Origin of the sequence: Streptomyces luteolifulvus (genome assembly GCF_008806595.1) — a bacterium.
Lineage (GTDB): Bacteria > Actinomycetota > Actinomycetes > Streptomycetales > Streptomycetaceae > Streptomyces > Streptomyces luteolifulvus.
This window is the reverse complement of sequence record NZ_VZRB01000021.1, coordinates 1-22,143: the sequence shown is the minus strand read 5'-3', so window position 1 is coordinate 22,143 and position 22,143 is coordinate 1. Positions and strand designations below refer to the sequence as shown.

Below are 22,143 nucleotides of genomic sequence, written 5' to 3'. Positions count from 1 at the left end.
CCCCCTTCGACGACCCCGCGTGCTGTAAGTCACGTGGCGTACCGGTCACCGGTCCTCCTCCGGCCCTGTGCGCGAGCGTCGCTGGACGGCGACCGGACGTCCCAGCTCAGCGCAGTCGGCGGCCGAGGGCGGAGCGTCCCGTACCCCCGCCGCCGACCGTCCGGACGCTGAAAAAGTGGTTGCACCGCCCCGTTAGACTTGGCCCATGGCCATTCTCCTCGCGCATTAGACGGCGGGAACGTCCTCAGCCGCCCATCCCGCCAACCCATCCGCCCTGGAGTCTGTCCGTGATCTCCGCCTCCGGTATCGAGCTGCGCGCCGGCGCCCGAGTCCTCATCGAGTCCGCCACCTTCCGAGTCGCCAAGGGCGACCGCATCGGCCTGGTCGGCCGCAACGGCGCCGGCAAGACCACCCTGACCAAGGTCCTCGCCGGAGACGGCATCCCCGCCGCGGGCACCGTCACCCGCTCCGGCGAGGTCGGCTACCTCCCCCAGGACCCCCGCACCGGCGACCTCGACGTCTTCGCCCGTGACCGCATCCTCTCCGCGCGCGGCCTCGACGTACTGATCCGCAAGATGCGCGACAACGAGCAGCGCATCGCCACCGGCCAGGGCGCGACCCGCGAGAAGGCCCTCAAGCAGTACGAGCGCCAGGAGACCGAGTTCCTCACCAAGGGCGGGTACGCCGCCGAGGCCGAGGCCGCCACCATCGCCGCCGCGCTCAACCTGCCCGACCGGGTGCTCGTCCAGCCCCTGCACACCCTCTCCGGCGGTCAGCGCCGCCGGGTCGAGCTGGCCCGCATCCTGTTCTCCGACGCGGACACCCTGCTGCTCGACGAGCCGACCAACCACCTCGACGCCGACTCGATCGTCTGGCTGCGCGACTACCTCAAGACCTACCGCGGCGGCTTCATCGTGATCTCCCACGACGTCGACCTCGTCGAGACGGTCGTCAACAAGGTGTTCTACCTGGACGCCAACCGTTCCGTGATCGACGTCTACAACATGGGCTGGAAGCTCTACCAGCAGCAGCGCGAGGCCGACGAGAAGCGCCGCAGGCGCGAGCGTCAGAACGCCGAGAAGAAGGCCGCGGCACTCAACGCCCAGGCCGACAAGATGCGCGCCAAGGCCACCAAGACGGTCGCAGCGCAGAACATGGCCCGCCGGGCGGAGCGCCTGCTGTCCGGCCTCGAGGACGTCCGCCAGTCCGACAAGGTCGCCAAGCTCCGCTTCCCGCAGCCCGCGCCCTGCGGCAAGACCCCGCTGATGGCCGAGAGCCTGTCGAAGTCGTACGGCTCCCTGGAGATCTTCACCGACGTCGACCTGGCCATCGACAAGGGCTCCCGCGTGGTCATCCTCGGTCTCAACGGCGCCGGCAAGACCACCCTGCTGCGTCTGCTGGGCGGGGTGGAGCAGCCCGACACCGGCGAGGTCCGCCCCGGTCACGGCCTCAAGCTGGGCTACTACGCCCAGGAGCACGAGACGCTCGACCCGGACCGCACGGTCCTGGAGAACATGCGCTCGGCCGCCCCCGACATGGACCTCGTAGAGGTCCGCAAGGTGCTCGGCTCGTTCCTGTTCTCCGGCGACGACGTCGACAAGCCGGCGGGCGTCCTCTCCGGCGGCGAGAAGACCCGCCTCGCGCTCGCGACCCTGGTGGTCTCCTCCGCGAACGTCCTGCTCCTCGACGAGCCGACCAACAACCTCGATCCGGCCAGCCGTGAGGAGATCCTCGGCGCGCTGCGCACCTACCAGGGCGCGGTCGTCCTGGTCACCCACGACGAGGGCGCGGTCGAGGCACTCCAGCCGGAGCGGATCATCCTGCTGCCGGACGGTGTCGAGGACCTGTGGGGCGCCGGCTACGCGGACCTCGTGGCGCTGGCCTGAGCGGGCGCGGACCCCGGCGGGGCGGTCGGTTCCGCTTGACCGAAGGGATGATCCAGAGCGTGATCCCCGGCGTATGGATCATTCGGCCTATCCGTGATCCATCATCTGTGTGAGATCTCCTCGTACCGAGGTGTGTCGTACATCGATTTCGTGGCCGAGTCCTGCGTCGGTGAGGGCTCGGCCGTCGCACGTCCCTGACCTGGCACTTCGTGAAGGAACCCGTTCGGCGGTACGGACGACGCCGTCTGGAATCGCAGATTCCGCTTGTGCGGACCCGCTCCTGTCGTCAAAACCTTGTCTCACGGACCTTGCCGAATGGGTGGCCATGAAGGCCCGGAGGGGTGATCATGAGGGGACCAGAGCGCACTTCCCATGAGGAGGCACGGGTGGCCGAGACTCTGAAGAAGGGCAGCCGGGTGACCGGCGCCGCGCGCGACAAGCTCGCGGCAGACCTGAAGAAGAAGTACGACTCCGGTGCGAGCATCCGGGCGCTGGCCGAGGAGACCGGCCGCTCGTATGGCTTCGTACACCGGATGCTCAGCGAGTCGGGCGTCACGCTTCGTGGGCGTGGCGGAGCGACCCGGGGCAAGAAGGCCGCAGCGTCCTGACCCGGGCGGCCCATCGCCTTTCGATGGTGGCCACCCGGTAGGTCGGCCGATCGGCCGGGTGGTTACTGTGCAGTCACTTAGCTGTGTCGTGGTCCGGCGGGAAAACCGTCCCGCGGCACGAAAGACGACCGCACGCATCGGAGGCGCCCCATGGCTTCGCCCGACCAGGACCTCGGTCCGGTACTCGACAAGGACGGCGTACGGCTCACCGTCGACGACGCGCTCGCCACGGTGACGCTGACCAACCCGGCCAAGCGCAACGCCCAGAGCCCCGCTCTGTGGCGGGCGTTGGCTGAGGCCGGGCGGCTGCTGCCGGGCACCGTTCGTGTCGTGCTGCTGCGTGCCGAGGGCAAATCCTTCTCCGCCGGACTCGACCGGCAGGCGTTCACGCCCGAGGGCTTCGACGGCGAGCCGTCGTTCATCGACCTCGCGCGTGGCAGTGACGCCGAGCTGGACGCGACCATCGCCGAGTACCAGGAGGGCTTCACCTGGTGGCGGCGCAGCGACATCGTGTCCATCGCCGCGGTGCAGGGACATGCCATCGGGGCGGGCTTCCAGCTGGCCCTTGCCTGCGACCTGCGCGTCGTCGCGGACGACGTGGAGTTCGCCATGCGCGAGACCAGCCTCGGCCTCGTGCCCGACCTGACCGGTACGCATCCGCTCGTGGGGCTGGTCGGATACGCCCGGGCGCTGGAGATCTGCGCCACGGGCCGGTTCGTGACGGCCGAAGAGGCCGTGAGCACGGGCCTCGCCAACCTGGCCGTCCCGCTGGACCAGTTGGACGGCGCCGTACGGGATCTGGCCGGAGCCGTGCTGGCCGCGCCCCGGGATGCCGTGATCGAGACCAAGGCGCTGCTGCGCGGGGTCCAGGGCCGGTCGTACGAGGAGCAGCGCGCCGCGGAACGCGCCGCGCAGGCCCGACGGCTGCGGGACCTGGCCGGCGTCGGCGAATGAGCCCCGCGCAGGCCGCGGGCCGCCCGGCGTCGGCGCAGTGAGCCCCGCGGTCAGCTGACCGCCGTCACCAGCACCGCCACCGTCGGGTGATCGGGCAGCGCCTCGCCCACCCGCGCGCGGACCTCCCGGGCCACATCCAGGGCCCGGTGGTCCGCGCCCACCGTCAGTTCCAGCCAGATGTGACGGCGTGGCAGCGCGGCCTCGGTCCGCTGCTCCTCGACATGGGTGCGCGTCACCCGCGCCGTGCCCGGGACCGCCAGCGCGGCGGCGGCCACGGGGTCGCCGGCCGGTACCGCCGCCGCGGGCTCCCGCTGCGCCGCGGTGGTGTGCTCCGGCTCCTCGTCCAGCAGGGCCGTCACCCGCAGGTCCACGTCCGTCACCACCAGACCGAGCCCGTGGGCCGCCGCGTCGGCCAGCGCGGCACGCAACCGCACCGCCGCCGTCGGCAGGGGGTCCGCAGCCGTTGCCGCGAACTCCGCCGTCACCCGCAGCGGCCCGGGCGGCAGGGCGCTCGGCGGGGGCTGTACGGCGGGTTCCTGGGTGTCCTCCGGATCGGCGAGCCCGATCCGGAGCGCGCTCACCCGCACCCCGCGCAGTGCGGCCGCCGCGCGCCTGAGCACGGCCCCGGCCGCCTCCTCGGAGATCCACGCGCCGTCGCGAGCGCCGCCGAGGGGGACGATCCTGCCCAGCCCGACCTGATGCCGTACCGCCTGCGTCCACTGCTCCGCCGTCATTGCTCCAGCCTGCCGCATCCCCGGGGCGCGATGGCGCAACCCCGCATACCGTGGTCACAGGACGACCACCGAAAGGGACGTACGGCGATGACCGATATGACGGAACAGGACCGGACGAGGACCCAAGAGGGCGGACCGGAACCGGTGCAGACGCGCAAGGCCACCCGACGCGGCGGTGGCGACCCGGCGACCCGAGGGCGGACCACCATCGCCGACGGCGTCGTCGAGAAGATCGCGGGGATGGCGGCGCGCGACGTGCTCGGCGTGCACACCATGGGCAGTGGGCTGTCACGGACCTTCGGGGCGGTGCGGGACCGCGTGCCCGGCGGGTCGAAGGCCGTGACCCGGGGAGTCAAGGCCGAGGTCGGCGAGGTGCAGACCGCGCTCGACCTGGAGATCGTCGTCGACTTCGGCGTGTCGATCTCCGACGTCGCCCGGGCCGTGCGCGAGAACGTCGTCGCGGCGGTGGAACGGATGACGGGCCTCGAAGTCGTCGAGGTCAACATCGCGGTGAGTGATGTGAAGCTGCCGGAGGAAGAAGAAGAGGAAGCGGCACCGCGGATCCAGTGACGCGCGGGCGGCCGGACAGCTGATGGTCTGACGAGCGGAGGAGCGCACCATGAGCATGGCCGTGGTCGGCATGATCGCCGGCATGGCGCTGGGCTTCGCCGGGTACTTCGGCGGATTCGGCGCCTTCCTGCTGGTGGCGGCCCTGGGCGCCATCGGTTTCGTCGCCGGGCGATTCCTGGAGGGGGACATGGACCTCGGCGACTTCTTCCGCCCCCGTGACCGGAGGCGGTGACGCCCGTGAGCTACGGAGCCGGCGGGCTCCGCGGACCTCTGACGGTCGTCCCGCCCGGTGAGCGCGGCGCGACCCGGATCGCGGACCGGGTCGTCGCGAAGATCGCCGCGCAGGCGGCACGCGAGGCGCTGGGGGCGCTGCCCGAGCAGGCCGCACCCCCGCACGCCACCGTCGTCGTGCACCACGACACCGCCCGGATCCGTGTCCATCTCGAACTCGAGTACCCCGGCGAGATCGGGGCCCGGTGCCGGCACGTGCGTCGTCATGTCACCGAGCGGGTAGGCGCCTTGGTGGGCATGGACGTGCCGGAGGTCGCCGTCCAGGTGGAGCGGTTGCACGTGGTACCGGCGCACGGCGTGGCACAGGGGAGGACGCCATGAGCGAGCCCCAGGGCACCGAGAGCAGGGAAGGCACGGAAGACACGGAAGGCACCACCAAGCGTCTGCCGGTCCTGGAGAAGACGTCCGCAGCGGCGGGCGAGCACGAGCCACCGCCTCCGCTCGACGACACGGAGAACGAGGCCGGCCGCACCGGCCGGTTCTGGTCCTCGCGGCGCATCCCGGCGGGCATCGTGGCGCTGCTGCTCTTCGTCGTCGCGGGCGCCTTCCTCTACGACATCGCCTCCGTGCGTGCCGACCGGCCCGCGATGCGCTGGCGCCGGGAGCTGGCCGGGCAGCTCGCCGAGCGCCCCCTCGACGACATCTGGGTGCTCGTCGGCGCGGGAGTCGCCGCCGCCGTGGGCCTGTGGCTGATCCTGCTGGCCACCACTCCAGGCCTGCGGGCCGTGCTGCCGATGCGGCGCACCCATCCCGACGTACGCGCCGGACTGCACCGGGACGCGGCCGCCATGGTGCTGCGCGACCGGGCCATGGAGGTGGCCGGCGTGCAGTCGGTACGGGTGCGCACGGGACGGAGGAAGGCGCAGGTCCGCGCGGTCTCGCACTTCCGTGAACTGGACGACGTCCATGGCGACTTGGACGCCGTGCTGACCGAGGCGATCAGGGCACTCGGGCTGTCCCGGCCGCTCGCCCTGACGGTGCACGTGGCGCGGACCGGCCGGAAGGGGTGACTAAGGTGCTCAGGACCGTCAACCGGGTACTGCTCGGGTTCATCGGCCTGGTGCTGGTCGCCCTCGGCGGTTCCGTTCTCGCCGTCGGGCTGGGGCTGAACCCTCCCGCGTGGTGGATCCACGACGGACGGCACGACGTGCTGCTCAGCGAGGCCGAGCGGACCCGGTGGCGGGACGACGACTGGTGGTGGCCGACCGTCATCGCACTACTCGCCGTCCTGGTGCTGCTCGCCCTGTGGTGGCTGACCGCGGTCCTGCGCCGCCGCCGGCTCTCCGAGGTGCTCGTCGACACCGGCGACGGCGCGGGCGCGCTGCTGCGGGGGCGAGCCCTGGAGGGCGTCCTCACGACGGACGCCCGGAACCTGGACGGCGTGGCTCGCGCCCATGTGCTGCTGACCGGCCGGCGCGACGCCCCCGAAACGCGCGTACGCCTCCTCCTGGAACCGAACGTCGACGCCGGAGAGGCCCTGCACGACCTCACCACCGGCGCACTTGCCCACGCCCGCAACTCGGCGGGCCTGGCCTCACTTCCCACGGAGGTCCGCCTGAAGGCGGTCAAGCACGGCGCGGAGAGGGTGAGTTGACGACCTTCAGAACCCGTGCCGCATTCCCCCGTCCACGGGCAGCATGATCCCGGTCAGATAAGAAGCCGCCGGGGACAACAAGAACGCCGCCGTCCGCCCGAACTCCTCGGGCGTTCCGTACCGTCGCAACGGAATCCGCGACTCGTTCGCCGCGCGCGTGGCCTCAGGATCCGCCGACAACCCGTCCAGCTCGCGCACGCGATCCGTGTCGATGCGTGACGGCAGCAGCCCCACCACCCGGATCCCCCGCGGCCCCAGCTCGTCCGAGAGGGACTTGGCGAAGCCGGCGAGCCCGGGCCGCAGCCCGTTGGAGATCGTCAGCCCCGGAATCGGCTCGTGCACCGACGCGGACAGCACGAACCCGATGACCCCGCCCTCCTCCAGCTCGTCGGCCGCCGCGCGAGCGAGCCGCACCGCCCCGAGGAAGACCGACTCGAACCCTGCCCGCCACTGTTCGTCCGTGTTGTCGGCGACGAACCCCGGCGGCGGCCCGCCGACGCTGACGAGGATGCCGTCGAAGCCGCCGAACCGCTCGCGCGCGGCGCCGATCAGCCGTGCGGGCGCCTCGGGGTCGGCGTTGTCGACGGCCAGCCCGGCCGCGTCGGCGCCCAGTTCGGCGGCCGCGTCGGCGACGCGCTTCTCGTCCCGTCCGGTGACGACCACCTTTGCACCGTCGGCCACGAGTTCGCGTGCGGCGGCGTTGCCCAGTCCGCGGGTGGCCCCGGTGACGACGTACACCCGGTCCTTCAGTCCAAGATCCATGGCCCTATCCTGCCTCGTCGCCCCCGAACAGGGCGAGGGCCGTGTTCACCAGGCCGATATGGCTGAACGCCTGCGGGAAGTTGCCGAGCTGCCGGCCGGTCACCGGGTCGTACTCCTCGGCCAGCAGGCCCACGTCGTTGGCGAGGCCCGCGACCCGTTCGAACAGCTCCCGGGCCTCCTTCGTACGGCCCGTCATGTGCAGCGCGTCCGCCAGCCAGAACGAGCAGACGAGGAAGCTGCCCTCGCTGCCCGGCAGACCGTCGACGCCGGTCTTGTGCGCGCTGTAGCGGCGTACGAAGCCGTGGTGGTCCAGTTCGTCGCGGATGGCGTCGATGGTGCCGATCACGCGCGGGTCGTCGGGCGGCAGGAAGCCGACGCGCGGGATCAGGAGCAGCGAGGCGTCGAGTTCGCGCGAGCCGTAGTACTGCGTGAAGGTGTTCCGCTCGGGGTCGTAGCCCTTCTCGCACACCTCGCGGTGCACCTCGTCCCGCATCGTGCGCCAGCCGTCGGGGTCGCCCGGCAGATCGGGGTACTCCTCCAGCGCGCGCACGGCGCGGTCGGCGGCCACCCACACCATCACCTTGGAGTGCACGAAGGGGCGCCGGCCCCCGCGTACCTCCCACAGCCCCTCGTCCGGCTGCTGCCACGCCGTCTGCAGGAAGTCCACCATGGCGCACTGTATGGCCCACATGTGCGGCTTGACGGAGAGGCCCGAACGCCGGGCCAGCGCCAGCGAGTCCATGACCTCGCCGTACACGTCCAGTTGAAGTTGGTTGACGGCCTCGTTGCCGATCCGTACGGGCTTGGAGCCGGCGAAACCGGCGAGCCAGGGCAGCTCGAACTCGGGCAGCCGCCGTTCGCCCGCCAGTCCGTACATGATCTGGAGGTCTGCCGGGTCGCCCGCGACCGCGCGCAGCAGCCAGTCGCGCCAGGCCGCGGCCTCCTCGTGGTAGCCGGCCGCGAGGAGCGCGTTCAGGGTGAGGGTGGAGTCCCGCAGCCAGCAGTAGCGGTAGTCCCAGTTGCGCACGCCGCCCAGCCGCTCGGGCAGCGAGGTGGTGGCGGCGGCCACGATGCCGCCCGTCGGCGCGTAGGTGAGGGCCTTGAGGGTGATCAGGGAGCGTACGACGGCGTCCCGGTGCGGGCCCCGGTAGCGGCAGCGGTCCGCCCAGGCCTGCCAGTCCGCGACGCTGGCGCGCAGCGCCTCGTGCGGGTCGACGAGCGGGGGACGCGGCTCGTGCGAGGGGTGCCAGGTGAGGACGAACGCGACCTTCTCGCCCTCGCCGACGGTGAACTCCGAGTGGGTGCCGAAGTCCTTGCCCCAGGTGTGCACCGCGGGTTCGCTGCGCAGCCACACCGAGTCGGGGCCGGCGACGGCGACCCGGACGCCGTCGGAGCGGCGCATCCAGGGCACGACTGAGCCGTAGTCGAAGCGCAGCCGCAGTGTGCCGTGCAGGGTGACCCGGCCGCTGAGGCCTTCGACGACGCGTACGAGATCGGGGGCGCGGTCGCGCTGCGGCATCAGGTCGGTGACGCGCACCGTGCCCTCGTCGGTCTCCCACTCGGTGTCGAGCACAAGGGTGCCGGGGCGGTAGGCGCGGCGGGTGCAGGGACCCTTCGCGTCCTTGGGGGCGATGCGCCAGTGGCCGTTCTCCTCGTCGCCGAGCAGTCTGGCGAAGCAGGCGGCCGAGTCGAAGCGGGGCAGGCAGAGCCAGTCGACGGAACCGTCCTTGCCGACCAGGGCCGCGGTCTGTTCGTCGCCTACGACGGCGTAGTCCTCGATACGGGGGTGCACGGGGTGCGGGTTCCCGGCGAGGTGCCGGGACAATCAGGGCTGGGGCCGGGCGGGTGACGCGTGCCCGAGTCCGGCGTCCGTGCCGGAGAAGATCACGCCGGGGTCGGACGGGGCCTGGTTGAGGACCCACAGGCCGATCAGCGTGGCCAGGGCGAAGACGACGGTGATCAGCACCGCGAGGACGAGCCGCCGCCGGCGTTCACGGCGCAGCCACTCGCCACGGGCCGTGCGATAGGCGTCGGGGGCGGGCTGCACCCCGCCGGCCAGTGCCTGCAGGGCCTCGCGCAGCTCCCGCTCCGTGCGGTCCGGGCTGGTGTCGTTCATCGTCGGGCCTCCATCGCCTGGGTCAGCGCGGTGGTGCCGCGTGCTGTGTGTGTCTTCACCGAACCGCAGGAGATGCCCATCGCGGCGGCGATCTCGGTCTCCTTCAGTCCGAGCCAGTGCCGCAGCACCAGCGCCTCCCGCTGACGGGGCGGCAGTTGCTGGAGCGCGTCGATCAGCACCCGCTGGTCGTCGCGCAGCAGCGCGGCGCTCTCGGCGGAGGCGACGGTCTCCTCCGCAGGGGTCTCCACGTGCTTGCGGGCGACCTGGAGATGACGTATCCGCATCCGGGTCAGATTGCACACGGTGGAGCGCAGATAGGCCTCCGCCGCCTCGACGTCCCTCAGGCGCCGCCACTTGCGGTAGATCTGGTAGTACGCCTCGGCCACCACGTTCTCCGGATCGTCCGCGCCGAGCAGCACGGCGAGGCGCAGCATCGAGGAGTAGTGCAGCTCGAAGAGGCGGGCGAGGCCGGCCTCGCGTTCCAGGTCGGCAGGGCCGGCCGGGGCGGGTACGAGGGGCTCGGCCGGCTCCTGGGCGGAGGGTTCCCGCACGGGAGTCGTGTGTCTGCGTCTCACGGGTTGTTCGCTCCCGTCTCCGGGCCCCGTCCGACGGTCAGACGGGGCGGCAGGTCGGTGGCGTCGGCGCCGCGCGGGACGCCGAGGCGTTCGAGGACCGCGGTGCCGGCCACCACGACGGTCAGATTGAGCAGCAGGGCCACGAGCCCGGCGTAGATCTCCCACGGCCCGGAGCCCAGGGCCACGACGGACGAGAACCCCTCGCGCACGACCATGAAGGTCCCGGCCACCATGCCCACACCCCAGCCGGCCAGCAGCGCGCGCGGGTGCAGCCGGCCGGTGAACAGCCCGACGGCCACGGCCGGGAAGATCTGCAGGATCCAGACCCCGCCGAGCAGTTGGAGGTTGATGGCGTCCTGGTCGCGCAGCCCGAACACGAACGCCACCGCGCCCACCTTGGCGGTGAGCGACACGGCCTTGGCGATGCGCACCTGCCGTTTGGGTGTGGCCGTCGGATGGATGTACTCGACGTACACGTTGCGGACGAAGCAGGTGGCGGCCGCGATCGACATCACGGCGGCCGGGACCAGCGCGCCCACCGTGATCGCCGCGAACACCAGCCCCGCCAGCGGTCCCGGCATCAGCCGGTCGACGAGCATCGGCACCGCGGCCTCCGCACCGCCCCGGGGCGCCTGCACCCCCGCCGCGAGCGCCGCGACGCCGAGGAAGCCGAACAGCGCGAGCAGGCCCGTCCAGGCGGGCAGCGCCACGCTCACCTTGCGCAGGGTGCGCGGGCCGTCGGCGGCGAAACCGGCGGTGAGCACATGCGGGTACATCAGCAGGGCCAGCGTGGAGCCGAGGGCGAGCGTGGCGTAGGCGGGCTGCTGTTCCGGGGACAGCAGCAGGGGGGAGTGGGCCACATCGGTGCCGCCGAGCCGCCGGGCCGCGCCCTCGAACACGGCACCGGGTCCGCCGAGCCGCTCCAGGACGAGCCAGCACACGACGGTGAGGGAGACGAAGACCGCGACCGCCTTGAGCGCGGAGATCACGGCGGGCGCGCGCAGCCCGTGCCGGTACGTGGCGATCGCGAGCCCCGCGAACAGCGCCACCATCACAAGGTCCCCGGCCGCGCCCTGCGGGTACACGCCCCCGGCCGTCAGCACCGCGCGTATGCCGAGGAGTTGCAGCGCCAGATACGGCATGGTCGCCAGGATGCCGGTCAGCGCGACCACCAGGGCCAGCGGCGGCGACCCGTACCGTCCGCGCACGAAGTCGGCGACGGTGACATAGCCGTGCCGGCGGGCCACGGTCCACAGACGGCTCAGCAGGACGAAGGCGAGCGGGCAGACGATCACCGTGTACGGCACCGCGAAGAAGGCGGCTGCGCCGTTGCCGTACGCCAGCCCGGGTACGGCGGTGAAGGTGTAGGCGGTGAAGATGGTGCCGCCGAGCAGCAGCCAGGTCCACACCGGGCCGAGGCTGCGGTCGGCGAGGGCCCAGCCCTCCAGTGAGGGCAGCCGGTCCGTGGGGTGCAGACGGCGCGCGGTCACGGCGAGCAGCGACGCTCCGCCGATCACGGCGAGGAACGTCGCGGTCATGGCGCCGTCGGCCATGGGTCACCGTCCTTGGTGTGCCTGTGCCCTCGCGGGAGAGTTGCGCGGAGAACCCGTTTGGAGGACACGGAAGCGGCGGGAAATTTCCTGGAAGTCGTGTCAACCGGTTCCGGCGGGTGGGCAACTCTTGCACAGACCGACAGCGAGCGGCAGAGGAGCGCAGGTCATGGCACGGACCGGTCATCACCGGCTACGGCGCGTCGCGATCGCCGTACTGCTTCTCGCGCCCGCCGCAGGCCTGCTGTGGGTCCCCTGGTACGCCGGCGCGGAGCCGCGGCTGGCGGGGACGCCGTTCTTCTACTGGTACCAGCTCGCCTGGGTGCCGGGGTGCGGCCTCTGCCTGCTCGCCGCGTATGCGCTGACGAACCGTCGTCGCCGCTGACCCGCGCTGATCCGCCCGCGCATTTCTTGTTCACCGCCCGGTGAGGAGCCGCCATGCCCACATCAGCCCTGCCCGAATCCGGTCACAGAGCGCCGGAAAAATCACGAATGCGGTCATTTGCCCTATGGGCCGCGGTCGCCCTGCTCGGCGCGACCGGCTGGGGAGTCATCGCGCTGGCCCGCGGCGAGGAGATCTCCGCCGTCTGGCTGGTGATGGCCGCGCTGGGCTCGTACGCCATCGCCTACCGCTTCTACTCCCGCTTCATCGCCCGCCGGGTCCTCGAGGTCGACGACACCCGCGCCACTCCCGCCGAGCGGCTGGAGGACGGGGTCGACTACCACCCCACCGACCGCCGGGTGCTGTTCGGCCACCACTTCGCGGCGATCGCCGGCGCCGGTCCGCTGGTGGGTCCGGTGCTGGCCGCGCAGATGGGCTATCTGCCGGGCACGATCTGGATCGTCGCGGGCGTGATCTTCGGCGGTGCGGTCCAGGACATGATCGTCCTGTTCCTCTCCATGCGCCGGGACGGCAAGAGCCTCGGCCAGATGGCCCGGGACGAGATCGGCAAGGTGGGCGGTGCCGCCGCGCTGATCGGCGTGTTCGCCATCATGATCATCCTGCTGGCGGTCCTCGCGATGGTCGTCGTCAACGCGCTGGCGGAGTCCGCCTGGGGCACCTTCTCGGTCACCATGACCATCCCCATCGCCCTCTTCATGGGCTTCTACCTGCGCTATCTGCGGCCGGGCCGGGTCGTGGAGACCAGCGTCATCGGTGTGGGACTGCTACTGCTCGCCATCCTCGGCGGCGGCTGGATCCAGGACTCCTCGCTCGCCGAGTACTTCGTCTGGAGCCCCGAGACCCTGGTCTTCTGTCTGGTCGGCTACGGCTTCGTCGCCTCCGTGCTGCCGGTGTGGATGCTGCTGGCGCCGCGTGACTACCTGTCGACCTTCATGAAGGTCGGCACCATCGCCCTGATGGCCCTGGGTGTGGTGATCGCCGCCCCGGCACTCAAGGCCGAGTCGGTGACCGACTTCGCCTCGAACGGCGCCGGACCGGTGTTCGCCGGGTCGCTCTTCCCGTTCCTGTTCATCACCATCGCGTGCGGCGCCCTGTCCGGCTTCCATGCGCTGGTCTCCTCCGGCACCACCCCGAAGCTGATCCAAAAGGAGTCCCAGGTCCGGATGATCGGCTACGGCTCCATGCTCACGGAGTCCTTCGTCGCCGTCATGGCCCTGATCGCGGCCTGTGTGCTCGAACCCGGCCTGTTCTACGCCATGAACTCCCCGGCCGCGCTGCTCGGCCCGACCGTGGAGACCGCGTCGGCGGCCGTGAAGGGCCTCGGCTTCACCATCACCCCGGACCAGCTCACCGCGGCGGCCAAGGCCGTCGAGGAGCAGACGCTCGTCGGCCGCTCCGGTGGTGCGCCCACCCTGGCCGTGGGCATGTCGGAGATCTTCTCCGGGGTGTTCGGCGGTGCCGCGCTGAAGGCCTTCTGGTACCACTTCGCCATCATGTTCGAGGCGCTGTTCATCCTCACCACGGTGGACGCCGGCACCCGGGTCGGCCGCTTCATGCTCCAGGACATGCTCGGCAACGTCTGGAAGCCGATCGGCCGGGTCACCTGGAAGCCGGGCATCTGGATCACCAGCGGCCTGGTCGTCGGCGCCTGGGGTTACTTCCTCTACGCAGGTGTCACCGACCCGCTCGGCGGCATCAAGCAGCTGTTCCCGCTGTTCGGCATCGCCAACCAGCTGCTGGCCGCGGTCGCCCTGGCCGTCACCACGACCATGCTCATCAAGGCCGGCAAGCTGCGCTGGGCATGGGTGACCGGTGTCCCGCTGGTCTGGGACGTGGCCGTCACCTTCACCGCCGGCTGGCAGAAGATCTTCTCCGGCAACCCGAAGATCGGCTTCTTCGCCCAGCGCGAGGCCTACGCGGACGCCATCGACGCCGGCAAGCTCCTGCCGGGCGCCACGAACATGGACGACATGCACACCATCGTCCTCAACAACACCGTCGACGGCGTGATCATGGCGATCTTCCTGCTCCTGGTCCTGATCGTCCTGGTCAACTGCGCGGCGGTGTGCGTCCGGGCCCTCCGGTCCACCGAGCCGCTGCCGACGACGGAGGCGCCGTACGTCGAGTCGCGCATCGACCTGCCGGCCCAGCGCAGCGACGACACGCTGGTGGGGACGGGCTCATGAGCGCCGTACGGAAGGTCCTGGACACCATGCTCTGGTACGCGCGGGAACTGGTCGGCGAGACGGAGTACGACCGCTACTGCGAGCGGCATCGCCGCCACCACCCCAAGGCCCCGGTGCCGACCCGCCGGGAGTTCCACCGGATACGCACCCTGCAACGAGAATGCGAGGCCCCCGGCCGCTGCTGCTGACCCTCGTGCGACGTCTTGATCGCGAGGCGGGCGTGCCTTCCCGCTAGGGAGGACACGCCCGCCTCGCGCATCCCGTGCGCAGTCGGCCCACGTATCCACCGAGACCGAGCGGCCGGGCCCGGCCGCCGGCCACGCTGCTCCGCCCCGATCGCGACGGCCACGACCGGCAGCCCGCGTGAGGGGCAGCGTCACACCGACGCGGGTGTCGGGTCCTCGGTCGGTCGCTGTGCCTTCTCCGCCCGGTCGCGGGCCTCGCGGCGGGCCAGGATCACCCAACCGACCGGGACGCCCGCGGCGAACAGCCACCACTGGAGGGCGTAGGCGTAGTTCAGGGCGGCGTTCTCGCTGCCCGGCCGGCCGATCGGCTCAGGGGTGTCGCCCTTCGGTTCGGGTGCCATCAGCGTGATGTAGCCGCCGAGCACGTCCGCGCCGAGGCGCCGCCCCTCCTTCTCGCTGTTGATCAGCATGATCTGCCGGTCCGGCAGTCCCGAGAGGTCCTTGATGCCGCTCGCCGCGGTCGTCTCGTCGGGCATCAGCCGCCCGGTGACGGTGATCCGGCCGCCGGGCGGCGCGGGGATCTCGGGGAAGGCGGACTGGGACGCGGTCCCGGGGATCCAGCCGCGGTTGACCAGCAGCACCCTGCCGTCCGTCAGGACGAACGGGGTGAGGACGTGGAATCCGACCGCTTCGTCGGCGTTGACGCGCCGCCGGACGACGACCTCCCGCTCGGTGTCGAAGCTGCCCGTCGCGGTCACGCCGTGGTACCGCTCGCCGCGGGTGACGGTGTGGCCGGGGGAGGTCAGCTTCTCCACGGGTACCGGCTCGGCCGCCAGCGCCTCGGAGACCAGCTGGTTGCGGGCGGTGCGCTCGTGGTAGCGATGCATCTGCCAGAAGCCCAGCCTGATCATCGTGGGGATCAGAACGAGGGCGACCAGCGTGAGGATCACCCACTGCCGGGACAACAGAAAGCGGTACACCCCACGACCGTACAACTCGGTCGTGGGGTGCAGTCGGGCGGGTGGTACCGGAAGGTCGGCTGGGGCGGGCTCAGACCTTGTCGACGATCCCCACCCTGCCTTCCGAGCGGGCGCAGTGCGCGCCGCAGTACCAGTGGCCCTCGACCTCGACGCCCTGGCCGATGATCTGTACACGACAGTGTTCGCAGATCGGTGCCATGCGGTGGATCGCACAGGAGAAGCAGTCGAAGACGTGCACCGCGCCCTGTGCGTGCACCTCGAAGGTCATTCCGTAGTTGTTGCCACATACTTCGCAGGTCGCCATGGGCCACAGGGTGAGCCGTCCGCGCCGCGCGGGCGAGACGCCGCCGGGCGAGTCGCACGGCAATCACCCGTCCGTACGGTCACGCGCCGAGGTCACCCTTCCGACGCCGGCTCCACATCCCTGAGCAACTGTCCGAACGCCGCCTCGTCCACCACCGGCGTCCCGAACTGCCGCGCCTTGACCACCTTCGACGTGCCCGAGTCGGGGTCGTTGGTGACGAGCAGACTGGTCAGCCGGGACAGGCTCGTCGCCACATGCAGCCCGGCCTCGGTCGCGCGGTCCTCCAGCAGCTCCCGTTCGACCGAGGTGTCCCCGGAGAAGGCGACCCGCATGCCCTGCTTGAGCGGTTTGCCGTCTTCGTAGCGCCCCGGATTGGGATAGGGGCACGCGGGGCGTTTACGGGAGGGGCGCCAACTGCCCGGCCGATAGCCGCCGTAGCCGCCCGGCTGATGGCCGATGCGGGGTCTGGCCGCCCGGTCCGTCCACTCCGTCAGCGGCCGGCACTCGTGCAGCGGCAGCCGCACCCCGCCGGCCGCCGCGGCCCGCAGGCTCGGCCGGAACGCCTCCGCCAGCACGCGCGCGTCGTCGAGCGCATGGTGCGCCCGCTGCTGTACGACCCCGAAGTGCGCCGCCAGTGACTCCAGCTTGTGGTTGGGCAGCGGCAGGCCCAGCTCCTTGGAGAGCGCGATGGTGCACAGCCGCTGACGCACCGGCGCCTCCCGCCGGGCGCGCGCGAACTCACGTGCAATCATCTGCCAGTCGAAGACGGCGTTGTGCGCGACGAGCACCCGGTCCGCGAGCCGATCCGAGAACTCCTCGGCGATGTCCGGGAAGAGGGGCGCGCCTTCGAGTGCCTCGCTCGTCAGACCGTGGATCCACACCGGGCCCGGATCCCGCTCCGGATTGACCAGCGTGTACCAGTGGTCCTCGACCTCACCGCGCGCATCCAGCCGGTAGACGGCCGCGGAGATGATCCGGTCGTCCCGGGCCAGGCCGGTGGTCTCCACGTCAACGACCGCGTATCCCTCGGGATACGCGGCCGGCCACGCTGTGGCGGAGGACGCCGCCGTTGTGAGGTCTTCGAGCATGGTCCCTGAGGATACGGGCCGCGACTGACAGTCCGTTCCCTCAGGTGCCCTGCGCCACCCGCCTGTTCGAGTGCCCCGAATGTCCGTGCGCGCGGCTATGGACCTTTTGCCCGCCCGGTGCAAGCGTGCTGCCCGCCTGGCAGGTGACGGCCTCACGAAGGGCGGTACGGCACATGGCACGCGTACGCTACGGCGCACGGACCGAGGCGGAGATCGCCGCCGCACGCACAGCGAGTTCCAGGCTCCCCGACATCTGGTCCACCGGAGTGGTGGCCCTCTGGGAGACCGACCCGGACGCGGTCGCCGCGGTCCTCCCGCCGCCGCTCAAACCCACGGGCCGCCCCCTGGTCCGGGTGAACATCAGCAGGGTCGAGCTGCCCGGACACCCTTTGGGCGCGGGCTCGTTCGCGGTCGCCGCCGCCCACGACGGCGTCGACGGCTGGTACCCGCTCGTCATGCCGATGACCCAGGAGCGGGCCCTGACCGGCGGCCGTGAGGTCTTCGGGGAGCCCAAGAAGCTCGGAGAGGTGACGGTCGAACGGGACGGCCTCGTCGTCCGCGCCACCCTCGCCCGGCACGGCATCGCCTTCGTCGAGGTGCGGGGCGCGGTGGACGGCGAGCTGCCGCTGCCGGAGCCCGCCCGGAAGACCGACTTCTACTTCAAGTTCCTTCCCGCGGTGGACGGTTCGGGCTTCGACGGCGACCCGGTGCTCGTGCACTGTGTGCGCAACGAGCGGGTGCGCAGCCTGGAGCGGGTCACCGGCGACGTCGTCCTGCGCGAGTCGGTGTACGACCCCGTCGCCGACCTCCCCGTGCACCGCCTGATCGGGATCACCATCGGCGAGAAGACCAGCGACCAGCGGGGCAGAGTCGTCGAACAGGTCGACGCGCAGGCCCTGTTGCCGTACATCCACCAGCGCTACGACGACCCCCGGCAGTTCCTCGACGCCCCGCCCGAGAGGGGCGCGTGATGGAGTTGGAGGCCGGACAGGTCGCCGTCGTCACCGGCGCGGCGGGCGGCATCGGGCTGGCGATGGCCCGTCGGTTCGCGGCCGAGGGTCTGAAGGTGGTCCTCGCCGACGTCGAGGAGGGCGCCCTGGAGAAGGCCGCCTCGGCCCTGCGCTCCGACGGCGCCGACGTCCACGCGCGCGTGGTGGACGTCGGGGCGCGCGAACAGGTCCTGGAACTGGCCGAGTCCGCCTATGCGGCCTACGGCGCCGTCCACGTCCTGTGCAACAACGCCGGGGTCGGCTCGGGCGCCGAGGGCCGGATGTGGGAGCACGACCCGAACGACTGGGCATGGGCCTTCGCCGTCAATGTGTGGGGCGTCTTCCACGGCGTCCAGGCGTTCGTGCCGCGCATGCTGGCCTCCGGCGAACCCGGCCATGTCGTCAACACGTCCTCCGGGGACGGCGGGATCGCCCCGCTGCCCACCGCCTCCGTGTACGCCGTCACCAAGGCGGCCGTGGTGACGATGACCGAGTCCCTCTACGCGCACCTGAAGGCGGAGCACGCGCGCGTGGGCGCGTCGGTCCTCTTCCCCGGCCCGCACATGCTGCGCACCGGACTGTGGGAGTCGCACCGCAACAGGCCCGCCCGGTACGCCAAGCAGCGGCCGCGCAGGACGCCGTACCGCAGCCTCGGCCAGTGGGAGGCCGCGATGAGGCAGGCGGGCCGGGAGGTCCGCTTCACGCCCGTCGAGGAGGTCGCGGACCTCGTCGTGGACGGCATCCGCGAGGGCCGTTTCTGGCTGCTCCCTCAGAGCGAGCACAGCGACGAGCAGATCCGGGCGCGGGCCGCCTCGATGCTCGACCGCGCGAACCCGTCGTATCTCGAAAGCTTCATCCTCGACTGAGGGGGCAGCAGTGACCGACCAGGACGACCCCTATCTGATCATCTCCTCCGACTGCCACGCCGGACTGCCCACCGAGGAGTACCGGCCCTATCTGGACTCCCGCTTCCACCGGGACTTCGACGAGTTCCTCGCCGGACGGGAGCGGCGCCGCGAGGAGATGACCCGGCTCGGTGTCCGCAACGAGGAGTTCGCGAGCAAGTGGTTCCAGGACAACGAGGAGGGGCTGCGCGGGGGCTGGGACACCGCGCAGCGCCTCAAGGAGCTGGACGGCGACGGAGTCGCGGCCGAGGTGGTCTTCCCGGACGCCGACGCCGTCGACAGCCGGACCGCCGCGCCCTTCGGTGTGGGCCTCGGCCTCTCCGGGGACCAGGACCCGGAGCTGGGCATGGCGGGCGCGCAGGCGCACAACCGCTGGCTGGCCGACTTCGTCTCCGAGCACCCCGAACGGCACTGCGGGGTGGCCCTGTTGCCGGTCACGGGGGACACGCAGCGGGTCGTCCGGGAGGTGTACCGCGCCAAGGAGTCAGGTCTCGGTGCCCTGATGATCCCCGCCATGTGGGCCGACAAGGAGCCCTACCACGACCGCCGCTACGACCCGGTGTGGGCGGCGGCCGCCGAGTGCGGGCTGCCGGTGGTCACCCACTCGGGGGCGGCACCGCGCCAGGAGTACGGCGACCACCTGGGGATCTATGTGAGCGAGGTGACCTGGTGGCCCGCCCGGCCGCTGTGGTTCCTGCTCTGGTCCGGCGTCTTCGAACGCCACCCGGGCCTGAAGTTCGGTGTCGCCGAGTCGGGCTGCTGGTGGCTGCCGAACCTGCTCTGGTTCATGGACCGGCTCTATCTCGGTGCGCACGGCGGCAAGAAGCTGTCCCCGTTCGAGGAGCTGCGCCGCCCGCCGCACGAGTACCTGGACCGTCAGATGTTCGTCTGCGCGACCAACACCAAGCGCCGTGAACTGGCCCAGCGCTACGAGATCGGTGTCGACAACATCCTCTGGGGCAGCGACTTCCCGCATCCCGAGGGCACCTGGCCCGACACTCGTGCGTGGCTGCGGCGCACCTTCCACGACATCCCGGTGGCGGAGACGCGCCGCATGCTGGGTCTTGCGGCCGCGGAGGTGTTCGGCTTCGACACGCAGAAGCTGGCCCCGCTGGCCAGGCGCATCGGACCCACCCCGGCCGACCTCGGCCAGAGCGAGGACCAGGCGGCCGTGACGGAGTCCTGGGCCCGCTCGCGCGAGGCCGGCCGGCACTGGCTGACCGGCCGTGACTTCCCTGTGCTCGGGGCGACTCCATGAACGACGAGCGGTACACCGTCATCTCGGCGGACTGCCACGCGGGCGCCGACCTCCTGGACTACCGGCCGTATCTGGACAAGCGCCACCACGACGAGTTCGACGCGTGGGCCGCCACCTACGTCAATCCTTACGAGGACCTGGTCGCCGACACGGCCGACCGGAACTGGAACTCCGAACGGCGCCTGGCCGAGCTGGAGGCGGACGGCATCGTCGCGGAGGTGGTCTTCCCCAACACGATCCCGCCGTTCTTCCCGTCCGGCTCCCTGATGGCACCGGCGCCCTCGACCGCGGACTTCGAGCGGCGGTGGGCCGGGCTGCGCGCCCACAACCGCTGGCTGGCGGACTTCTGCGAGGCGGCACCGGGCCGGCGCGCGGGCGTCTTCCAGATCCTCCTGAACGATGTGGACGAGGCGGTGCGGGAGATCCGCCGGGCTTCCCGGGCGGGCCTCACGGGCGGCGTCCTCCTGCCCGGCACGCCCCCGGGCTCGGGTCTGCCCGAGCTCTACTCGTCGGCGTACGACCCGATCTGGGCGGTCTGCGAGGAACTCGGCGTCGTCGTCAACCACCACGGTGGCTCGGCGTCCCCGCCGCTGGGCGACGAACCGGCGGCCCGTGCGGTGTTCATGGTCGAGACGACCTGGTTCTCCCACCGCGCGCTGTGGCACCTGGTCTTCGGCGGCGCCTTCCGCCGTCACCCGGGCCTCAGGCTCGTCCTCACCGAGCAGGGATCGGGCTGGATCCCCGGGGTGCTCGACATGCTGGACTACTACCACGGCCGACTGGTCCCGGCCGCGACGAAGGCGTCCACGGCCGAGTCGAAGTTCGGTGCGGGACTCGCGGCACGCATGGGCGAACGCCCCTCCCGGGTGTGGCGGGACAACTGCTTCGTCGGGGCCAGCTTCATGCGCCCCCACGAGGTGCCGCTGCGCGAGCGCATCGGTGTCGAGAAGATCATGTGGGGCAGCGACTACCCGCACGACGAGGGGACCCACCCCTACTCCCGCGAGGGCCTGCGGTACGCGTATGCGGGCGTGCCCCGCGACGAGGTCGCGGCGATGGTCGGCGGCAACGCGGCACGGGTGTACGGCTTCGACCTGGACGCCCTGGACGCGATCGCCGCGAAGGTGGGCCCTGCGGTGACCGAACTGGCCGAACCCCTCGCCCAACCGCCGGCGGACGCGACGAGCCCGGTGTTCGCGAAGGGAGCGTCCCTGCGGGTCTGGTGACGCCCGGGGAAGAGGGTTCGGGGCGTCGGTACGGAGCCGCTGACGCCCGGGGTGCGATCCTCCGGGTGTGACGGAATCAGTGCACAGCGAGGCCCACGGCGGCGGGCTGGGAGCGCGCCTGAACTGGCTGCGGGCGGCGGTCCTCGGGGCGAACGACGGCATCGTGTCCACCGCAGGACTGGTCGTCGGCGTGGCCGGCGCAACGCATGAACGCGCCGCCCTGCTGACGGCCGGTCTGGCCGGACTGCTCGCTGGGTCCATGTCGATGGCCGCGGGGGAGTATGTGTCGGTCTCCACCCAGCGCGACTCGGAGAAGGCCGCGCTGGCCCAGGAGAAGCGGGAGCTGCGCGAGCGGCCGGAGGCCGAACTGGAGGAGCTGACCGAGTTGCTGGAGCAACGGGGGCTGTCCCGGAACGTGGCCCGCGAGGCCGCGGTCCAGCTGACCGAACGCGATGCGCTCAGGGCGCACGCGCGCGTGGAGCTCGGCATCGATCCCGACCAGCTCACCAACCCGTGGCACGCGGCGTGGGCGAGCTTCGTGGCGTTCACGGTAGGGGCGCTGCTGCCGCTGCTCGCCGTCGTGCTGCCGCCGGAGGCCTGGCGGCTGGGCGTCACCGTGGTCTCCGTCCTCGCCGCCCTCGTCCTCACCGGCTGGAGCAGCGCACGGCTGGGAGCGGCGGAGCCGAGCCGGGCGGTGCTGCGCAATGTCGCGGGCGGCGCGCTGGCCATGGGGATCACCTACGCGGCCGGGACGCTGCTCGGGGCGGCGGGCGTCTAGGACTTGGCGGAGATCGCCGACAGGCAAGCGCATACCGACGGAAATACTTGTCGGTAACTACGTCTGGTCGTGGCTGACCTGACCCTATGAGGGCGGGGGCTCCCCCTCCCGGCTCGTTCAGGGAACAATCGTTCTGGGGGAGCCGAGTCGGGGTCTGGAGGCCCGCGATGTCGGCTTACGTAGGGATCGATGTGCACCGGC

25 protein-coding genes are annotated in these 22,143 nt (G+C 71.6%); 16 read left to right on the top strand and 9 right to left on the bottom strand.

Features of this window, described 5'->3' with window-relative positions; all coding sequences use genetic code 11:
• The first annotated feature begins 287 nt into the window (after positions 1-287).
• The 3 genes from abc-f to F7R91_RS26640 all read left to right on the top strand — a co-directional run bounded on the left by abc-f (position 288) and on the right by F7R91_RS26640 (position 3,448).
• Positions 288-1,886: a ribosomal protection-like ABC-F family protein gene (gene abc-f, locus F7R91_RS26650; RefSeq protein ID WP_150952033.1), complete on the top strand. Its 1,599-nt coding sequence runs from the start codon at positions 288-290 to the stop codon at positions 1,884-1,886.
• Positions 1,887-2,272: 386 nt separating this feature from the next.
• Positions 2,273-2,494, top strand: a complete 222-nt coding sequence (locus F7R91_RS26645; protein ID WP_018533414.1) for a helix-turn-helix domain-containing protein — start codon at positions 2,273-2,275, stop codon at positions 2,492-2,494.
• 150 nt (positions 2,495-2,644) lie between these two features.
• The gene (locus tag F7R91_RS26640) at positions 2,645-3,448 is read left to right on the top strand and encodes an enoyl-CoA hydratase/isomerase family protein (protein WP_150952027.1); all 804 of its coding nucleotides are present in this window, start codon (positions 2,645-2,647) and stop codon (positions 3,446-3,448) included.
• A 50-nt stretch (positions 3,449-3,498) separates the two neighbouring features.
• Here the strand turns inward: F7R91_RS26640 and F7R91_RS26635 are convergent, their stop codons facing one another.
• On the bottom strand, positions 3,499-4,182 hold the full coding sequence (locus F7R91_RS26635) for a nucleopolyhedrovirus P10 family protein (protein WP_150952024.1): 684 nt from the start codon (positions 4,180-4,182) through the stop codon (positions 3,499-3,501).
• 87 nt (positions 4,183-4,269) lie between these two features.
• On the opposite strand from F7R91_RS26635, the gene F7R91_RS26630 reads away from it, so the two are divergent.
• Genes F7R91_RS26630 through amaP form a run of 5 tightly spaced genes read left to right on the top strand, consistent with a single transcriptional unit; the run spans position 4,270 to position 6,637 of the window.
• Positions 4,270-4,752 (top strand): Asp23/Gls24 family envelope stress response protein, encoded by a 483-nt coding sequence (locus tag F7R91_RS26630; protein ID WP_191971651.1) that lies wholly within the window; start codon positions 4,270-4,272, stop codon positions 4,750-4,752.
• 49 nt (positions 4,753-4,801) lie between these two features.
• Positions 4,802-4,984: a hypothetical protein gene (locus tag F7R91_RS26625; RefSeq protein WP_150952021.1), complete on the top strand. Its 183-nt coding sequence runs from the start codon at positions 4,802-4,804 to the stop codon at positions 4,982-4,984.
• Positions 4,981-5,364, top strand: a complete 384-nt coding sequence (locus F7R91_RS26620; protein ID WP_150952018.1) for an Asp23/Gls24 family envelope stress response protein — start codon at positions 4,981-4,983, stop codon at positions 5,362-5,364. Before F7R91_RS26625 ends, F7R91_RS26620 begins: the two co-directional genes overlap by 4 nt.
• Entirely contained in the window at positions 5,361-6,053 is a 693-nt protein-coding gene (locus tag F7R91_RS26615; protein ID WP_150952015.1) for a DUF6286 domain-containing protein, read from the top strand. Before F7R91_RS26620 ends, F7R91_RS26615 begins: the two co-directional genes overlap by 4 nt.
• Complete coding sequence (gene amaP, locus F7R91_RS26610; protein WP_150952012.1) at positions 6,050-6,637, top strand: alkaline shock response membrane anchor protein AmaP; 588 nt, start codon at positions 6,050-6,052, stop codon at positions 6,635-6,637. Before F7R91_RS26615 ends, amaP begins: the two co-directional genes overlap by 4 nt.
• 6 nt (positions 6,638-6,643) lie before the next feature.
• On the opposite strand, the gene F7R91_RS26605 is transcribed toward amaP, so the two are convergent.
• The 5 genes from F7R91_RS26605 to F7R91_RS26585 are packed head-to-tail and all read right to left on the bottom strand — an operon-like array spanning position 6,644 to position 11,643.
• The gene (locus F7R91_RS26605; RefSeq protein WP_150952009.1) at positions 6,644-7,399 is read right to left on the bottom strand and encodes an SDR family oxidoreductase; all 756 of its coding nucleotides are present in this window, start codon (positions 7,397-7,399) and stop codon (positions 6,644-6,646) included.
• A 4-nt stretch (positions 7,400-7,403) separates the two neighbouring features.
• Entirely contained in the window at positions 7,404-9,191 is a 1,788-nt protein-coding gene (locus tag F7R91_RS26600; RefSeq protein WP_150952006.1) for a glycoside hydrolase family 15 protein, read from the bottom strand.
• Between the two features lie 33 nt (positions 9,192-9,224).
• The gene (locus tag F7R91_RS26595) at positions 9,225-9,515 is read right to left on the bottom strand and encodes a hypothetical protein (protein ID WP_150952003.1); all 291 of its coding nucleotides are present in this window, start codon (positions 9,513-9,515) and stop codon (positions 9,225-9,227) included.
• Positions 9,512-10,090 carry an RNA polymerase sigma factor gene (locus F7R91_RS26590; protein ID WP_408056065.1) on the bottom strand — a complete coding sequence of 193 codons (579 nt, stop codon included), beginning with the start codon at positions 10,088-10,090 and terminating at the stop codon, positions 9,512-9,514. Before F7R91_RS26590 ends, F7R91_RS26595 begins: the two co-directional genes overlap by 4 nt.
• Positions 10,087-11,643, bottom strand: a complete 1,557-nt coding sequence (locus tag F7R91_RS26585; protein WP_150952001.1) for a sodium:solute symporter family protein — start codon at positions 11,641-11,643, stop codon at positions 10,087-10,089. Before F7R91_RS26585 ends, F7R91_RS26590 begins: the two co-directional genes overlap by 4 nt.
• Positions 11,644-11,809: 166 nt before the next feature.
• Between F7R91_RS26585 and F7R91_RS26580 the strand changes: the two genes are divergently transcribed.
• From F7R91_RS26580 to F7R91_RS26570, 3 genes are read left to right on the top strand one after another with little or no spacing between them, the layout of a single operon-like run.
• A complete protein-coding gene (locus F7R91_RS26580; protein ID WP_150951997.1) occupies positions 11,810-12,025 on the top strand; it encodes a DUF3311 domain-containing protein in 216 nt (71 codons plus the stop codon).
• A 53-nt stretch (positions 12,026-12,078) separates the two neighbouring features.
• Positions 12,079-14,229 (top strand): carbon starvation CstA family protein, encoded by a 2,151-nt coding sequence (locus F7R91_RS26575; protein WP_150951994.1) that lies wholly within the window; start codon positions 12,079-12,081, stop codon positions 14,227-14,229.
• On the top strand, positions 14,226-14,417 hold the full coding sequence (locus tag F7R91_RS26570) for a YbdD/YjiX family protein (protein ID WP_150951991.1): 192 nt from the start codon (positions 14,226-14,228) through the stop codon (positions 14,415-14,417). The genes F7R91_RS26575 and F7R91_RS26570 overlap by 4 nt, the downstream gene beginning before the upstream one ends.
• A gap of 188 nt (positions 14,418-14,605) precedes the next feature.
• On the opposite strand, the gene F7R91_RS26565 is transcribed toward F7R91_RS26570, so the two are convergent.
• From F7R91_RS26565 to F7R91_RS26555, 3 genes are all read right to left on the bottom strand, one after another.
• Entirely contained in the window at positions 14,606-15,394 is a 789-nt protein-coding gene (locus F7R91_RS26565; RefSeq protein WP_150951988.1) for an SURF1 family cytochrome oxidase biogenesis protein, read from the bottom strand.
• A 70-nt stretch (positions 15,395-15,464) separates the two neighbouring features.
• Positions 15,465-15,698: a hypothetical protein gene (locus tag F7R91_RS26560; RefSeq protein ID WP_150951985.1), complete on the bottom strand. Its 234-nt coding sequence runs from the start codon at positions 15,696-15,698 to the stop codon at positions 15,465-15,467.
• A 92-nt stretch (positions 15,699-15,790) separates the two neighbouring features.
• Positions 15,791-16,786, bottom strand: coding sequence for a DEDDh family exonuclease (locus F7R91_RS26555; RefSeq protein ID WP_150951982.1), 996 nt, complete (start codon positions 16,784-16,786; stop codon positions 15,791-15,793).
• Between the two features lie 173 nt (positions 16,787-16,959).
• Here F7R91_RS26555 and F7R91_RS26550 point away from each other — a divergent pair, with 173 nt between their 5' ends.
• The 5 genes from F7R91_RS26550 to F7R91_RS26530 all read left to right on the top strand — a co-directional run bounded on the left by F7R91_RS26550 (position 16,960) and on the right by F7R91_RS26530 (position 21,942).
• On the top strand, positions 16,960-17,757 hold the full coding sequence (locus F7R91_RS26550; protein WP_150951980.1) for an acetoacetate decarboxylase family protein: 798 nt from the start codon (positions 16,960-16,962) through the stop codon (positions 17,755-17,757).
• Positions 17,757-18,641: an SDR family NAD(P)-dependent oxidoreductase gene (locus F7R91_RS26545; protein ID WP_150951977.1), complete on the top strand. Its 885-nt coding sequence runs from the start codon at positions 17,757-17,759 to the stop codon at positions 18,639-18,641. Before F7R91_RS26550 ends, F7R91_RS26545 begins: the two co-directional genes overlap by 1 nt.
• Before the next feature lie 10 nt (positions 18,642-18,651).
• Positions 18,652-19,938 carry an amidohydrolase family protein gene (locus F7R91_RS26540; protein WP_150951974.1) on the top strand — a complete coding sequence of 429 codons (1,287 nt, stop codon included), beginning with the start codon at positions 18,652-18,654 and terminating at the stop codon, positions 19,936-19,938.
• Positions 19,935-21,164, top strand: coding sequence for an amidohydrolase family protein (locus F7R91_RS26535; protein WP_150951971.1), 1,230 nt, complete (start codon positions 19,935-19,937; stop codon positions 21,162-21,164). Before F7R91_RS26540 ends, F7R91_RS26535 begins: the two co-directional genes overlap by 4 nt.
• A 67-nt stretch (positions 21,165-21,231) precedes the next feature.
• The gene (locus F7R91_RS26530; protein ID WP_150951968.1) at positions 21,232-21,942 is read left to right on the top strand and encodes a VIT1/CCC1 transporter family protein; all 711 of its coding nucleotides are present in this window, start codon (positions 21,232-21,234) and stop codon (positions 21,940-21,942) included.
• Positions 21,943-22,143 lie beyond the last annotated feature (201 nt).

What these genes read in the sequence shown, in the direction of transcription:
- F7R91_RS26575 (WP_150951994.1), top strand. Translation starts at nt 12,079, where the DNA reads ATGCCCACATCAGCCCTGCCCGAATCCGGTCACAGAGCGCCGGAAAAA.
- F7R91_RS26595 (WP_150952003.1), bottom strand. Translation starts at nt 9,515, where the DNA reads ATGAACGACACCAGCCCGGACCGCACGGAGCGGGAGCTGCGCGAGGCC.
- F7R91_RS26605 (WP_150952009.1), bottom strand. Translation starts at nt 7,399, where the DNA reads ATGGATCTTGGACTGAAGGACCGGGTGTACGTCGTCACCGGGGCCACC.
- F7R91_RS26615 (WP_150952015.1), top strand. Translation starts at nt 5,361, where the DNA reads ATGAGCGAGCCCCAGGGCACCGAGAGCAGGGAAGGCACGGAAGACACG.
- F7R91_RS26580 (WP_150951997.1), top strand. Translation starts at nt 11,810, where the DNA reads ATGGCACGGACCGGTCATCACCGGCTACGGCGCGTCGCGATCGCCGTA.
- F7R91_RS26625 (WP_150952021.1), top strand. Translation starts at nt 4,802, where the DNA reads ATGAGCATGGCCGTGGTCGGCATGATCGCCGGCATGGCGCTGGGCTTC.
- F7R91_RS26560 (WP_150951985.1), bottom strand. Translation starts at nt 15,698, where the DNA reads ATGGCGACCTGCGAAGTATGTGGCAACAACTACGGAATGACCTTCGAG.
- F7R91_RS26570 (WP_150951991.1), top strand. Translation starts at nt 14,226, where the DNA reads ATGAGCGCCGTACGGAAGGTCCTGGACACCATGCTCTGGTACGCGCGG.
- F7R91_RS26545 (WP_150951977.1), top strand. Translation starts at nt 17,757, where the DNA reads ATGGAGTTGGAGGCCGGACAGGTCGCCGTCGTCACCGGCGCGGCGGGC.
- F7R91_RS26640 (WP_150952027.1), top strand. Translation starts at nt 2,645, where the DNA reads ATGGCTTCGCCCGACCAGGACCTCGGTCCGGTACTCGACAAGGACGGC.
- F7R91_RS26635 (WP_150952024.1), bottom strand. Translation starts at nt 4,182, where the DNA reads ATGACGGCGGAGCAGTGGACGCAGGCGGTACGGCATCAGGTCGGGCTG.
- F7R91_RS26630 (WP_191971651.1), top strand. Translation starts at nt 4,270, where the DNA reads ATGACCGATATGACGGAACAGGACCGGACGAGGACCCAAGAGGGCGGA.
- F7R91_RS26585 (WP_150952001.1), bottom strand. Translation starts at nt 11,643, where the DNA reads ATGGCCGACGGCGCCATGACCGCGACGTTCCTCGCCGTGATCGGCGGA.
- F7R91_RS26535 (WP_150951971.1), top strand. Translation starts at nt 19,935, where the DNA reads ATGAACGACGAGCGGTACACCGTCATCTCGGCGGACTGCCACGCGGGC.
- F7R91_RS26550 (WP_150951980.1), top strand. Translation starts at nt 16,960, where the DNA reads ATGGCACGCGTACGCTACGGCGCACGGACCGAGGCGGAGATCGCCGCC.
- F7R91_RS26555 (WP_150951982.1), bottom strand. Translation starts at nt 16,786, where the DNA reads ATGCTCGAAGACCTCACAACGGCGGCGTCCTCCGCCACAGCGTGGCCG.